General features: G+C 45.3%; 13 protein-coding genes. 10 read left to right on the top strand and 3 right to left on the bottom strand.

Annotation, left to right across the window (positions count from 1 at the left end; all coding sequences use genetic code 11):
• Positions 1-16 precede the first annotated feature (16 nt).
• From prmC to FRZ06_17975, 7 genes are all read left to right on the top strand, one after another.
• The gene (gene prmC / locus FRZ06_17945) at positions 17-937 is read left to right on the top strand and encodes a peptide chain release factor N(5)-glutamine methyltransferase (GenBank protein ID QOX65092.1); all 921 of its coding nucleotides are present in this window, start codon (positions 17-19) and stop codon (positions 935-937) included.
• 284 nt (positions 938-1,221) lie between these two features.
• A complete protein-coding gene (gene rpmE, locus FRZ06_17950) occupies positions 1,222-1,422 on the top strand; it encodes a 50S ribosomal protein L31 (GenBank protein ID QOX65093.1) in 201 nt (66 codons plus the stop codon).
• 237 nt (positions 1,423-1,659) lie between these two features.
• Positions 1,660-2,727: a peptide chain release factor 1 gene (gene prfA / locus FRZ06_17955; protein QOX65094.1), complete on the top strand. Its 1,068-nt coding sequence runs from the start codon at positions 1,660-1,662 to the stop codon at positions 2,725-2,727.
• A gap of 326 nt (positions 2,728-3,053) precedes the next feature.
• Positions 3,054-4,148: a threonylcarbamoyl-AMP synthase gene (locus FRZ06_17960; GenBank protein ID QOX65095.1), complete on the top strand. Its 1,095-nt coding sequence runs from the start codon at positions 3,054-3,056 to the stop codon at positions 4,146-4,148.
• An 83-nt stretch (positions 4,149-4,231) separates the two neighbouring features.
• A complete protein-coding gene (gene rpiB, locus FRZ06_17965) occupies positions 4,232-4,666 on the top strand; it encodes a ribose 5-phosphate isomerase B (protein ID QOX65096.1) in 435 nt (144 codons plus the stop codon).
• Between the two features lie 179 nt (positions 4,667-4,845).
• A complete protein-coding gene (locus tag FRZ06_17970; GenBank protein QOX65097.1) occupies positions 4,846-5,475 on the top strand; it encodes a uracil phosphoribosyltransferase in 630 nt (209 codons plus the stop codon).
• Between the two features lie 47 nt (positions 5,476-5,522).
• On the top strand, positions 5,523-6,767 hold the full coding sequence (locus tag FRZ06_17975; protein ID QOX66006.1) for a tyrosine--tRNA ligase: 1,245 nt from the start codon (positions 5,523-5,525) through the stop codon (positions 6,765-6,767).
• A 100-nt stretch (positions 6,768-6,867) separates the two neighbouring features.
• On the opposite strand, the gene FRZ06_17980 is transcribed toward FRZ06_17975, so the two are convergent.
• The 3 genes from FRZ06_17980 to FRZ06_17990 form a co-directional block, all read right to left on the bottom strand.
• Positions 6,868-7,401 (bottom strand): PadR family transcriptional regulator, encoded by a 534-nt coding sequence (locus tag FRZ06_17980; GenBank protein QOX65098.1) that lies wholly within the window; start codon positions 7,399-7,401, stop codon positions 6,868-6,870.
• 103 nt (positions 7,402-7,504) lie between these two features.
• Positions 7,505-8,170, bottom strand: a complete 666-nt coding sequence (locus tag FRZ06_17985) for a class I SAM-dependent methyltransferase (protein ID QOX65099.1) — start codon at positions 8,168-8,170, stop codon at positions 7,505-7,507.
• Between the two features lie 85 nt (positions 8,171-8,255).
• The gene (locus FRZ06_17990) at positions 8,256-8,807 is read right to left on the bottom strand and encodes an NAD(P)H-dependent oxidoreductase (protein QOX65100.1); all 552 of its coding nucleotides are present in this window, start codon (positions 8,805-8,807) and stop codon (positions 8,256-8,258) included.
• A 400-nt stretch (positions 8,808-9,207) separates the two neighbouring features.
• On the opposite strand from FRZ06_17990, the gene FRZ06_17995 reads away from it, so the two are divergent.
• From FRZ06_17995 to FRZ06_18005, 3 genes are all read left to right on the top strand, one after another.
• A complete protein-coding gene (locus tag FRZ06_17995) occupies positions 9,208-9,909 on the top strand; it encodes an ABC transporter ATP-binding protein (protein QOX65101.1) in 702 nt (233 codons plus the stop codon).
• Positions 9,910-10,015: 106 nt separating this feature from the next.
• A complete protein-coding gene (locus FRZ06_18000; GenBank protein QOX65102.1) occupies positions 10,016-12,070 on the top strand; it encodes a hypothetical protein in 2,055 nt (684 codons plus the stop codon).
• On the top strand, positions 12,063-13,406 hold the full coding sequence (locus tag FRZ06_18005; protein QOX65103.1) for an ABC transporter permease: 1,344 nt from the start codon (positions 12,063-12,065) through the stop codon (positions 13,404-13,406). The genes FRZ06_18000 and FRZ06_18005 overlap by 8 nt, the downstream gene beginning before the upstream one ends.
• Positions 13,407-13,633: the final 227 nt, after the last annotated feature.

Below are 13,633 nucleotides of genomic sequence, written 5' to 3' on the forward strand. Positions count from 1 at the left end.
ACAGGAGTGAGCATTTATGAGCCTAATTATCAAAGAACTATTACGAATTGGAGAGACTGCCCTGGATAAGGCAGGCTGCCTTGATCCGAAAATTGACGCAGAGCTGATTATGATGTTTCTGCTTACGTTGAACAAGCAACAGCTTTTTATTAAATCACCTTCGCTTCTCGATGAAAAATCCTGTGAGGCATATTTTAAACTGATTGACATTCGGGCAGGAGGTATGCCTGTTCAGTATATTACCGGAGAGCAGGAATTTATGGGGATTTCCTTTAAGGTCAATGAGAACGTATTGATCCCCAGACAGGATACAGAAACCCTTGTAGAGGAAATCATCAAAATCGCAAAAGAGAAGGCTGGGCAGAAAAAAGCGCCCAGGGGAGGCTGGCAAATTCTTGACCTGTGCTGCGGCAGCGGAGCCATTGGAGTCAGTCTAAGCAAGTATATCAGAGACGCCAAGGTCACAGCTTCCGATGTGAGTGCTAAAGCCATTTCTGTGGCTAAAGAAAACGCAGCGGCTGCAGGAGTGAGCAAACAGATCAAATTTATGGAGAGTGATCTCTTTGGAGCCTTCCGAAAAGGCTTGGGAGGAATGAAGTTCCACATCATTGCATCCAACCCGCCCTATATCCGAAGGGATATCATACCAACCCTTCAAAGAGAAGTGGCAGAGCATGAACCGCTGCTGGCGCTTGACGGTGGAGAGGACGGGCTGAAATTTTACCGAAGGATTCTTGCCGAGGCACCGGACTATCTGAGACCCCAAGGGCTGCTGTTTCTGGAAATCGGCCATGATCAAGGAGAAGCGGTTTCTTCCCTTGCCGATGACATGGAACGCTTTGAAGCCATTGATATTATAAAGGATCTTGCCGGACACGACCGGGTGGTAACCTGCAAGCTGAAGGAACCTGCAAAAGGTCAGCGACGGACAAAATAGAAGATGTAAAGCTAAAAAACTAAATAAAAGAGAACGAATCGATTTCTGAAGAAAATATGAAATTATACCATAATTTATAAATATTATAGAGCCGCTGCTTGAGGCAGGGCAATGGACTGAGCATGATAGAGACCTGGGGTAAGGATAAACTGCTTCCAAATGTTGCATTTTGATTACAAGCAAAAAAGTACTTGCCTATTCAGGCAGCTTATGCTAATATGTAATAGCTATCGTTTAGAACAGAATATTTAAGATAGATATCTATTCGGAAAGAGGTGAAAAGCATGAAGGAAGGAATCCATCCAAACTATAAGGAATGTACGGTTACATGTGCATGTGGAAACACATTTGTTACTAAATCGATGAAGGATGAACTTAGATTAGATGTATGCTCTGCTTGCCATCCGTTCTTTACGGGTCAGCAAAAGTTTATCAATCGCGGTGGTCGTGTAGAGAAGTTCAAGAAAAAGTTCAATATCGAATAATAGCAAAATTAACTGGAAATTCTCATTTCCAGTTTTTTTTAGGTTCCATTCATGCTATAATAGTTCCGACCTATTACAAACTCACCCTACCAATAGGAATGAAAACGACTTTTTAAGCCTTAGCGGTTCTGCCGCCAGGTTTTGATGTTTTTGAAAAAGTGACAGAATAAAAATAAGCTGATATAATATAAAGTTAAATGAGATTAAATGAAATTTATGTAAGATTAGGAGTAGAGAATGTACGATAAATTGGATTTCATCCAGGAAAAGTACGAGGAGCTCTCCCTTAAGGTGTCCGATCCTGAGGTTATCAACGACCAGACTGTATGGCAGAAGCACATCAAGGACATGTCCGAAATGGAGCCCATCGTAAATAAATACAAAGAATATAAGAAGACAGTTGATGAACTGAAAAACACCAAGGAAATGCTCGGCGAAGGCGGCATGGATGAGGAGCTTCGTGAACTGGCAAAGATGGAATTATCCGAGCTGGAAGAGAGGCAAGAAGTCTTAAGCAATGAGCTTCAAGTGCTTTTGCTTCCCAAAGACCCAAATGATGAAAAGAACGTAATTCTTGAAGTACGTGCAGGAACCGGCGGAGAAGAAGCCGGACTTTTCGGCAGCGACCTTTTGAGAATGTACATGAGATATGCAGAACGACGCGGCTGGAAAATTGAGGTAATGGACATCAATGACACCGGCATCGGAGGAATTAAGGAAGCCGTTATTCTGATTAAAGGGAGAGGGGCTTATTCCAGACTGAAGTATGAAAGCGGTGTTCACAGAGTGCAGCGCGTACCGGAAACAGAATCCAGCGGAAGAATTCATACCTCTGCAGCTACCGTAGCAGTATTGCCGGAAATCGACGACGTTGAAGTGGATCTCAATCCAAATGATGTAAGAGTTGATGTTTACCGTGCGTCCGGAAACGGCGGTCAGTGCGTAAATACCACAGACTCTGCAGTGCGGCTGACTCATATTCCAACGGGTCTTGTTGTCACATGCCAGGATGAAAAGTCCCAGATTAAGAATAAAGAAAAAGCATTCAAGGTATTAAGAGCCAGATTATATGACGCGAAGCTTCAGGAACAGAACAAGGAAATTTCCGAAGCAAGAAAGAGCCAGGTTGGCTCCGGTGATAGAAGTGAGCGTATCAGAACCTACAATTTCCCCCAGGGCCGTGTATCAGATCATAGAATCGGGCTAACACTATATAAACTCGATTACTTCCTGGACGGAGACCTGGATGAAATTATCGACGGGTTGATTACGTCCGATCAGGCGGAGAAAATGAAGAATTTCTAAATAAGGTATGCAACTGTCAGCAGGTTTTCTCCGAAAACACGGTCGCTTCCAGTTAACCAAAGCTCCGACGGTTTTCTATGAAAATCTGCCGACTGCCGCCGTATTTAAAATTCTCGGGGCGGAGGACGGTTTTCTACGAAAACGCACACGCCGCGGCGCTTGAGGAAGTACAATTCCGGTTTGAGTATTTAAAATTCTCGGATGCTCGGACGGCTGGTAAAAAAATTTTGCGCAAAAGCCGGTTGGCAAGGAGTTTTCTCCTATGCCGAGGCGTTACATATCAGAAACTAAAACACAAACCATGATAAAAAGAAGGTTATAACCGGATGGAAACAAAAGTATTTGATGTAAGAGATTTGAATAAACAGAATCTTGAGCAGAGCATTATCTATGATGAAGCGGAAGCCAATGAGAAGGTGGAAGCTGCGCTGGAGAAGATCGATGAGGCAGCCGGTATTCTTGCCGGTGGCGGACTTGTCGCGTTTCCTACGGAAACGGTTTACGGTCTGGGAGCCAACGCGCTGGATGGGGATGCTGTCGCTAAAATTTATGAAGCTAAGGGACGACCGAGCGATAATCCGCTGATCGTGCATATTGCCAGAGCCAGCAACATCGGGGAATTGACTCCAGCTTTAACACCGAAAATCATTCGGCTTGTAGATAATTTCTGGCCTGGTCCGCTGACCATTGTTTTGCCCAAGAAGCAGAATATTCCTGACATAACCACAGGGGGGCTGGATACTGTAGCGATACGGATGCCCGACGATCCTGTTGCGCTTGAAATGATCAAAAAAGCAGGCTGTCCAGTTGCGGCTCCAAGTGCCAATATTTCGGGAAGACCTAGCCCCACAAAAGGCGAACATGTGGTTAATGATTTGGACGGCAAGATTGATGCGATTCTTATTGGCAGTGATTGCAGAGTGGGAATTGAGTCTACCGTTTTGGATCTGACCGGAGAGGTCCCGACCATATTGAGACCGGGGATTATAACTGCTGAGAATATAGAGGCTGCTATTGGCGGTAAAGTGGAAATGGATCCTGCTCTCTACGTGAACAGACCTAGGGATGTTTCTGATGGAGAGAACAATGACTTCATTCCGAAAGCACCTGGTATGAAATACACGCACTATGCTCCCAAGGCTGAGATGACCGTAATAGAAGGACAGATTGACAGGGTAAAAAATGAAATTCAGCGGCTGAAGGGCCTGAATGAACGGCTAGGACTGAAGGTCGGTGTGATTCTCTTTGAGGAGAAGGCTTTTATCGAGGCAGCCCACGAATTCTTTGCAAAACTCAGGGATCTTGATGATGAGGGCGTAGACTTAATTTTAGCAGGTGCGTTAAGTGAGCAGGACGGGGTTGGCTTTGCAGTGATGAACAGAATGCTGAAATCGGCAGGTTACAACATCGCTAAGGTGTAAACGACCTTAGTCAGCGCAGGAATTGAAATGGCCCCCGAATTTTGTTGACGCGGAATTCAATTAATTATATGTGGAGGTGCAATATGAAAATTGCTTTGGCTGCAGATCATGGCGGCTTCGAACTCAAGGAAAAGGTGAAGGTTTATCTGCTGGACAAGGGCTATGAGGTGCTTGATTTGGGCAGTGATAACGGGGAGATCTCAGTGGATTATCCAAACTATGGGAAACTCTGTGGTGAAACCGTTGTTAAGGGAGAAGCGGACAAAGGGATTGTCGTATGCGGAACCGGAATCGGTATTTCCATCGCGGCCAACAAGGTCAAAGGAATCCGCTGCGCTCTTTGCACCAATGTTTTCATGGCAGAAATGGCCAGCAAACACAACAATGCCAATATTCTTTCTCTCGGAGGAAGAGTGCTTGACACAGAGCTTGCGCTTGAAATTGTTCATACTTGGCTTACTACGGAATTTGAAGGAGGCCGGCACCAAACAAGAGTCGATATGCTTGACTGCATATAAGGCTATGCCGGAAACTGACCGCGAAAAAGATATATTGAATAAAGATAAAGAGGGGCTTGATTCAGGTCGAGCTAGTTCGCAGTGAAAATCTACAAATTGCTAATTTGTGATTTTCTTGCATAAGTTCGCCAGGCAATTTGCTATGCAAATTGGTCGAGCTAGTATATGGAGGTATTCTAATGGGAAAAGTTTATGTATTTGATCATCCGTTAATTCAGCACAAAACTGCAATGATTCGTGATAAAAACACCAGCGTTAAGGATTTTAGAGAGCTTGTGAGAGAAATTTCAATGCTCATGGCTTATGAAGTAACCAGGGATCTTCCGTTAATGGATGTGGAAGTTGAAACGCCCCTTTGTAAGGCTACCTTGAAGATGCTTCAGGGTGAGGATATCGCCATTGTACCTATTTTAAGAGCAGGCCTGGGCATGGTTGACGGAATGCTGGAACTGATCCCCAACGCAAAAGTGGGACATATCGGCTTATATCGTGACCCGGAGACTCATCTGCCGGTAGAATATTATTGCAAATTACCTTCCGACATCGGAAACAGACAGGTGATCGTTGTAGATCCCATGCTGGCAACAGGCGGCTCCGCAGCGGCAGCCATCGATTTTATCAAGGACAGAGGTGCAAAGAAAGTGGCGTTTATGTGTCTGATTGCAGCACCTGAGGGAATTGAAGTATTACAGGAAAAGCATCCTGATGTTGACATCTACATTGCAGCCAAAGACAGCTACCTCAACGATCACAAGTATATCGTGCCGGGTCTTGGTGATGCAGGAGACAGATTATTCGGAACGAAATGAATTCTTTGAAATAATAGATTGATACGGAAAAATAGAGGTTTGATATGATGGAAACAGCACAAGAGAGAAACGTATACGACGTTCTAAAGGAAAGAGGCCTAATCAAGCAGACAACCCATGAGGATCAAATTCGTGAACTGCTGGGCAAGGAAAAGGTGACCTTCTATATTGGGTTTGACCCCACGGCAGACAGTCTTCATGTAGGACACTTCATGCAGATCATCATTATGATGTACATGCAGAAATACGGTCATAAGCCTATCGCACTTGTTGGGGGCGGCACTGCCATGGTAGGGGATCCTTCCGGCAGAACAGACATGCGGCAGATGATGACCAAGGACACCATCAGAGAAAATAGCGATAAGTTTAAGAAGACCTTCGGTAAGTTTATCAATTTTGATGACGACAAGGCCATTATTGTCAATAATGCGGATTGGCTCCTGGAGCTAAATTACGTTGAGTTTATCAGAGATATCGGAAGACATTTCTCCGTCAACAGAATGCTTACGGCAGAGTGCTTTAAGCAGCGTCTTGAGACGGGACTTTCCTTCTTGGAATTCAATTATATGCTCATGCAGTCCTACGATTTCCTGGAACTGTACAGACGTCACAATTGTAAAATGCAGTTTGGCGGAGACGATCAGTGGTCCAACATCATTCAGGGCGTTGATCTTGTAAGACGTGAAATGGGCGAGCAGGTTTTCGGAATGACCTTTGCGCTGCTTCTTACCAGTGAAGGAAAGAAGATGGGCAAAACTCAGAAGGGTGCGCTCTGGCTTGATCCGGAGAAGACATCTCCTTACGAGTTCTATCAGTACTGGAGAAATGTTGAGGATGCTGACGTAAGAACCTGTCTTTCCATGCTGACGTTCCTGCCAATGGAACAAGTGGAAGAGCTTTCAGCACTCAAGGATGCAGAAATTAATAAAGCCAAAGAAATCCTCGCATTCGAGGTGACTAAGCTGGTTCATGGAGAAGAAGAGGCTGCTAAGGCTCAGGATGCGGCAAGAGCATTGTTTTCCGGAGGAGCAAGTCTTGAAAACGTGCCCAAAACTCAGATTCCTGCTTCCCGCTTTGAAGGCGAAGGCGTTGGTGTTGTAGGTCTCATTGCAGAACTGAAGCTCGTATCCAGCAAGGGTGACGGTTTCAGAACCATTGAGCAGGGCGGACTGACCATCGACGACGTAAAAGTCACAGATGCTAAACTGATGATTACCAAGGATATGTTCCAGGATGGCAAGATCCTGATCAAAAAAGGAAAGAAGACGTTCCACTTGGTTGAACTCTTATAAGAAGAACAAAATTAAATGACATGGCTCCGGCCATGTCATTTTGATATCGTTCGATTAATTTATAATCTTAAGTTTTGAATTTAATTTTGAATTGGGATTATCAGTGCTCCTCAATGAGTCGCAGAGTTTCCCTTACCCATTGAAGTTCCGCGTCATAATGAAGCTGGTGATGGTTGAAGATGATCCTTGCGGAAGTATTCATTTCATCCGGTAGAAACTGCAGCGTTTCAAGTTTGTGTTGATGGATGGTTTCGATGGAGTGATTGAGTCTCACTTCGTAGGCACGGAGGCTAGAGGTGAGCTTTTCGGTATCCAGATGATCCGAGAAGAAGAATGCCCCATCTGAGGCAAACAAAGGTCGATATTCAAATTCAAGCAGTTGATCTAAAAGGTTTTTGAATTCCTGAATGCCTTTCTCAGTCACCGTATAAACGGTCTTTTCCGGCCGGCTTCCCGGCTTTTCTCTGGAAGCCATCAGATAGCCGTCTGCCTCCATTCTTTCCAGGTGATAGTAAATGGTGGGGAGCTTGATTTGTGTAAAATCCGACAACTGATCCAAAATCAATTTTCTAATCTGATATCCGTGCTGTGGTCCGAATCGAAGCAGCAGCCCCAGAATGTAAAGAGGTATCATGGTTTTTTCCTTTCGGTACAGTTCAGAAATAAACTTAAATGAAATTCCTTACTCCTATTATACCAAAAAAACAAGGCCTTTCCTCCTCTAATTTTGTCTTTCTCTATCTCGGTTTTCGTCCCGATACGGTGAGCCCGCAAAAATCCTTGTGAACCAAGATCTCCTGAAAATTGGAGGACGCGATTAACTGCTCCGCCTCCTTTATGGTATAGGCTGCAGATAGAGATGTAAGCATGCCGGGTCGTATCTCCTTTGGCCTTGCAGAAAAGTAAAGAAAGCCTTTGGTCAGGAGATTTACATCTCGGCGGAGGTCGGAAATACAGAAGATTCCACCTGGCTTTAGCACCCGATGGATTTCGCGAAGCGCCAGAATGGGGTCCTCCCATTCATGAAGAGAGCCATTGGAAAATACAGCATCATAGCAATAATCGGGAAACGGCATAGACATGCAGTTTCCTTGTGTGTAGCTCACCCGATGAGCAAGGTTATATTCTTTTGCATTTCCTTCTGCAATGCGAATCATAGCCGGACTGATCTCTAACCCAGTCAATGTAGCGTTCTTCGCACTCTTTAGCCATTCCAGCCCGACATAACCGGGGCCAGGTCCAATCTCCAGAACCCTGCCGCCTGTGATTCCTGCCTTAATAAAGCTTTCTACACCGTTCCAACCCTTATCTCTCATTCCTCTTGCAAACTGGTCAAATAGTTCAACTGTCAGCTCATTTTGTATTCCCGCATTGGTTTCAATTTTCCTTTGTTTTAAGCCCATGTTACAAATTCCTCCTTATAAATAAATAGTCAGTACTGAGCATCATTATACTCAGTACTGACTATACGTCAAGGGGTATTTGTAATTATCGAAGTGTTTTCAGTGCGGTGCTCCATGCTATGACCTGCGAGAAAAGGCCATCCAGCGACTTTTCATGACGCGGATCCGGTGCAAAAGCACCATCTTTGAAATCGGTGAACAGAGAGAGCATTACTTGATCTACGACATCAGCGATTTTCAGCTGGGACATGATCGGACGGAGAGATTCGACCGCTCTTGCACCGCCGATGGCGCCGTAGCTGACAAAACCAGCAGCCTTGTTGGTCCATTCAATATATAGGTAATCAAGGGCATTTTTCAGGGCACCTGAAGTAGCGTGGTTGTATTCCGGTGTCACAAATACAAAACCGTCGAATTCAGCAATCTTTGCCGCCCATTTCTTGGTATGATCTTTGGTATACTGCTGCATTGCCGCAGGATAAGGCTCCTCAAGGAGCGGCAGATTATAATCAAGCAGATCAACCAGCTCAAACTCTGCATCTGCTCTTTTCTTTGATTGCTCAAATACCCATTTTCCTACCGCTTCTCCAGCACGACCAGGACGGGTGCTCCCAATAATAATTCCAATTTTGATCATTTTTACTCCTCCTTTTCGTTTGGGAAATGCTGATTCTTTCCAGATACACATTTCCATGAAACCAATGCTTCATAAGATCTATTCAACATGATTGTGATAGAAATTTTTTCTTCTACTTCAAATCATGTGTTAATCCTAACTAATTTATACCAACAATTGGAGTATATAAGCGCTTTTATCATAAAAATTCTTAAAAAACTTTCTCAGCTGAATAGAATTATCAGCCACCTTTTTTATTTATTCGACAAAATCTTAAGTTTTTCGTAAGGTTTTTTATGCAACCTTTCCGTAGGAATACCGTCTAATATATGATAGAATCATTAGACAATATATGGGATTTGGAACATATCCTCTTATAGCAAGGAGGGTAAAGACTACGCAGAACAAAAAGGGGAAAATTATGGAGCCGTTCATTCAAGTCAAAAATGTCCGCAAGGTTTATCGGATGGGAGAGGAACGCGTCGTTGCTTTGGACAATGTGAGCCTTGATATTTTTAAAGGTGAAGTTGTCTGTTTTCTTGGATCTTCAGGCTCAGGAAAATCGACATTTCTAAATATGGTCGCGGGGCTGGAAAAGCCTACCAAAGGGGAAATTCACATTGGAGGAATTCCGATCCATACACTGAATGAAGAGAATATTACTCTTTTCAGACAGAAGAATATTGGATTCATCTTTCAGGCATATCATCTTCTGCCCATGTTTACAGCAGTCGAAAATGTCAGTCTATCGCTGATTTTTGCTGGTGTTGAGAAAAAGAAACGAGAGAAGATGGCAAAAGAGACCTTGGCGGAGGTAGGTCTAACCGGGTATGAAAATCGAAAGCCGTCGCAGATGAGCGGAGGCCAGCAGCAAAGGGTCGGCATTGCCAGAGCCCTGGTAGGAAACCCAAAGATTATCTTCGCGGATGAGCCTACCGGAAATCTGGATACCCATACTTCGAAAGAAGTAATGGAGATCATGATGCGCAAAGTCAGGGAATTTAACGGGACGCTGATCATCGTAACCCATGACAAAAAGATTGCAGAGTATGCGGACCGGGTGGTTACCATACAGGATGGCAATATTCTGTCCATTGAGGATAATCGGGAGAAAAGTCCGTAAACAACCCGAAAGATGCGAATACAAGGCCTTCGGCCAGAGATTGATAAAGGAAGCAGGGCTTTCCTTCTAAGATTAATGAAAGCCAGACCAATGATCAATATAAAATATGCAAAAGTGTGTGAGGGAAAATATGAACAGCAAGAAAAGGAAAGCAACCATTTCCGTTATTGTGGTGGCAGTTGCATTGATGATCCAGGCAATGCCTCTAGGTGGGCTCGGAACAGGAATTTTTGTCTATGGTGATAATCCGTTTATAAAGTCGAAGCTTGCGCAATCTGCATCTGTCTCTCAGGGAGATGAGAATGCTTTGGTCGCCATCCTGGTGGAGAATACCGGAAAAGATTCGGTTACGTTCAGCAGTGCAGAGCTGACCCTGAGTAAAACGAAAGAGATTACGATCTCGGGGGGAACGACAGGGACCATAACCCTATCAAGTGGAGAATCTACAAGTATCAGCTTCTATGTTACCGTTGGCAAAGATGCGGACATCGGTGATAGAACGATGAATCTAAAATTGAAAAATAACAGCGAGTTGGTTCATGAAAACGCAAATCTCGGTAGATTGAGCGTTTATGAGCTTGTGAAAAGAACCGATGAAGAGGCAAGTAGCTATGCTAACATTGTGGACATTACGCAGTCGATCAAACCGGAGGGAGGCTTTGTTTCCGGACAGGACAACGTCTTCACCGTTGAGGTGGTCAATTATGGAAACAGCAGGATCAAGAATGCGGAAGTGGTGCTGACCTTGCCTGAAGGATTGTCTCTGAATAATGCCAGCAGTTCCGTTTCACTGGGCTATCTCAGCTATAAGCAGCGCAAATCGGCTGCCTTTCCGATTATTGTTGAAGAGAATGCGGCCTCAAAGAACTATCCCATTACAGTAAAACTGAAAGGTCAAGACCAGTCAAACAAAGATGTCAGCATCGAAAAGACCTATTACATAGCGGTCAGCGGAACAGGCGCTTCTCTGCGGGATGCAGATATTGTCAATATCAATATCCCAAGCCAGGTAAGCGGGCAAGATGAATTTGTTATGTCCTTTGATGTGGTAAATAAAAGCCGCTCGGCGATCAAAGATGTCAAAATAGATGTAGAGGTGCCGGAAGGACTGCTGAACAAGACCAGAGCCTCCTTTGTAGAATCTTCTATTCCGGCGGGAGGAAGCAAAAACTATTCCGTTACAATGTTTGCCGATGCAGCAGCAAAGGAGAAGGCGTATACCATTAAAATTTCACTCTCCTCATCGGTCTCCACGGAAAAAACGCCAACAATAACCCAATATGCCAGCATCTACGTATCGGTATCCTCAGATTCCAAGACACCTCAGCTCATGGTGGATGATTACAGCTACGGAGGAACTTTTGTTCAGGCTGGTGATCAGTTTTTGTTAAACCTTGGACTCTTTAACACCAGCGCATCCCATAAAATTACCAATATTAAAGTTACGGTCAGCACAGAGGACGGCAGCATTATACCCGTCAACAGCAGTAATTCTTTCTATATTGACAGCCTGGGAAAAAAGGAGCGAACGGGTCATAGCCTGCTTCTTTCTGTAAAGCCTGGGGCTGAGCAGAAAACAACCCCCCTTACGGTGGATATGTCCTATGAAGACGGAGCGGGAAATGCGTTGACCTCAAAGGATGTGATCTCTATCCCGGTCATGCAGGAAACCCGTCTGGAGGTGGATGATGTCATTGCACCGCCGGAGCTATATACTGGAATGCAAAGCGGGCTTTCGGTTCAGTTCTACAATATGGGAAAGACAACGCTGAATAATCTCAGGGTTTCTGCTGAGGGTAATTTTGACACGCCGGAATCAACAAGCTATTTTGTGGGAAATATGGAAAGCGGAAAGAGCGATTCTTACGATTTTACCTTTATTCCCAGAGAAGAAGGCGCTATGGAGGGAAAGATTATCTTTACCTATGAGGATGCGGCGGGAGACGAGCAGGTGCTGGAACGTCCCTTCTCCTTTAATATTATGGGAGAGATGCCTGCTTGGGAGGAAGAAACTCCACCGGAAGATAACGGGGCGAAGGGCGGCAAACTGCCATGGATCATCGGTGCAGCGGCAGTGTCTGTACTCACCGGCGGCGGAATCTTTATCTGGAAGCGTAGAAAAAGAAAGAAATTAAACCGGGAGATGGAAATCGATGAATAATCGGGATTTAATCGGCCTGGCCTTCCGCAACCTGCTCCGGAGAAAGACGAGAACCATACTGGCCGTCGTCGGTGTTGTGGTGGGGACCTGCGCCATCGTCGTAATGCTTTCCATTGGTTTCGGGCTTTCTGCCAGCTTCCAGGAACAGATCGAAAGCTATGGGAATCTCCACCTAGTCAATGTCTACGGCGGAGGAGGAGGCAGGGCTTATCCGACAGGCGGAGGCAGTGGAAGTGAAAAAGACGGCATATTAAACGACAGAGCAATTACGAAAATGGAAAAAATAGAAGGGGTCGATGCGGTAACCCCGACGTTTCAGGAATATCTCTCCTTCGGAGTGGGCAAGTATATTGCCCAGGCTTCAGTCATCGGCATCCGGCCGGAGGTGATGCAGAAATTCGGCTACGAGCTCCAGGACGGAAGAATGCTTGGAGCGGGAGATAAATTTGAGGTGGTCTTCGGCAATCAGGTGCCCAGCTGGTTCTATAACCCGAAAAAGACCTGGGGCAGCTCTTGGGGCGGAGAAGCCCAGGTGGATGTGATCACCAACAAGATGATTATTACAGCAGACGAATGGTATGGACAGAAGCGACCTCAAGGCAGTAATGAGGAAAAAGTTACATACAAGGAGTATAAAATAAAAGGTGTCGGCATCCTGGCCAATCCCAGCGATGACTCTGCTTATAACGTCTATATGAGCCTGGAGGGCCTGCAAATCATAAGAGATGAGGCGAAGCGGGCGCGCAAAGAGACCGTCTCCAGGCAGGATGATACCTATGAGTCCGCCATGGTCTATGTGGGCGATATCAATGACGTGGAGGATGTGAGCAATAAAATTAGAGAGATGGGCTTTCAGACCAACAGCCTCAACGACTGGCTGAAATCCATGCAGGATACCGCCAGAATGATCCAGGGAATCCTGGGTGGCATTGGTGCGATCTCCCTGCTGGTAGCGGCTTTGGGAATCACCAATACAATGATTATGGCCATTTATGAACGCACAAAGGAAATTGGCATCATGAAGGTCATCGGGGCAAATCTGCGGGATATTCGCAAGATGTTCCTTCTTGAATCCGGCATGATCGGTTTTCTCGGCGGAATCCTCGGACTGATTCTGAGCTTCATTCTTTCTTTGTTGATGAATACGGTTCTGAGTGGTATCATGTCTGTAATGCTTGGCTCCATCGGCGGAGGGGGTTCTACGGTCTCCATCATTCCATGGTGGGTTGCGGTGGGCTCACTGGTATTCTCGACGGCAATCGGAATTATCGCCGGATATTCTCCTGCCAGAAGAGCAATGCGTTTAAGTGCATTGGAAAGCTTGAGGAACGAATAGTAAAGATCATAAGCAAAGCCTCCTCCCTAAACTTCATGTGTTTGGGAGGAGGCTTTGGCATTCTATCCCTGACGGGGTACCTTACTTCCTTCGGCAGGGAGCAAAGGAGCCTGCGGCCAGGGGCCGAAAGCTTCATTGCGGAAGTGGCGTAGCCACTCTTTTTATATTAAGCTCAAGGAGGAACTTGCCTTGTTGTGGGAAAGGAAGTATCTTTCCCTATTCTAATT

This window comes from Clostridiales bacterium (genome assembly GCA_015243575.1).
Lineage (GTDB): Bacteria > Bacillota > Clostridia > Peptostreptococcales > Anaerovoracaceae > Anoxybacterium > Anoxybacterium hadale.

What these genes read in the sequence shown, in the direction of transcription:
- prmC (QOX65092.1), top strand. Translation starts at nt 17, where the DNA reads ATGAGCCTAATTATCAAAGAACTATTACGAATTGGAGAGACTGCCCTG.
- rpmE (QOX65093.1), top strand. Translation starts at nt 1,222, where the DNA reads ATGAAGGAAGGAATCCATCCAAACTATAAGGAATGTACGGTTACATGT.
- prfA (QOX65094.1), top strand. Translation starts at nt 1,660, where the DNA reads ATGTACGATAAATTGGATTTCATCCAGGAAAAGTACGAGGAGCTCTCC.
- FRZ06_17960 (QOX65095.1), top strand. Translation starts at nt 3,054, where the DNA reads ATGGAAACAAAAGTATTTGATGTAAGAGATTTGAATAAACAGAATCTT.
- rpiB (QOX65096.1), top strand. Translation starts at nt 4,232, where the DNA reads ATGAAAATTGCTTTGGCTGCAGATCATGGCGGCTTCGAACTCAAGGAA.
- FRZ06_17970 (QOX65097.1), top strand. Translation starts at nt 4,846, where the DNA reads ATGGGAAAAGTTTATGTATTTGATCATCCGTTAATTCAGCACAAAACT.
- FRZ06_17975 (QOX66006.1), top strand. Translation starts at nt 5,523, where the DNA reads ATGGAAACAGCACAAGAGAGAAACGTATACGACGTTCTAAAGGAAAGA.
- FRZ06_17980 (QOX65098.1), bottom strand. Translation starts at nt 7,401, where the DNA reads ATGATACCTCTTTACATTCTGGGGCTGCTGCTTCGATTCGGACCACAG.
- FRZ06_17985 (QOX65099.1), bottom strand. Translation starts at nt 8,170, where the DNA reads ATGGGCTTAAAACAAAGGAAAATTGAAACCAATGCGGGAATACAAAAT.
- FRZ06_17990 (QOX65100.1), bottom strand. Translation starts at nt 8,807, where the DNA reads ATGATCAAAATTGGAATTATTATTGGGAGCACCCGTCCTGGTCGTGCT.
- FRZ06_17995 (QOX65101.1), top strand. Translation starts at nt 9,208, where the DNA reads ATGGAGCCGTTCATTCAAGTCAAAAATGTCCGCAAGGTTTATCGGATG.
- FRZ06_18000 (QOX65102.1), top strand. Translation starts at nt 10,016, where the DNA reads ATGCAAAAGTGTGTGAGGGAAAATATGAACAGCAAGAAAAGGAAAGCA.
- FRZ06_18005 (QOX65103.1), top strand. Translation starts at nt 12,063, where the DNA reads ATGAATAATCGGGATTTAATCGGCCTGGCCTTCCGCAACCTGCTCCGG.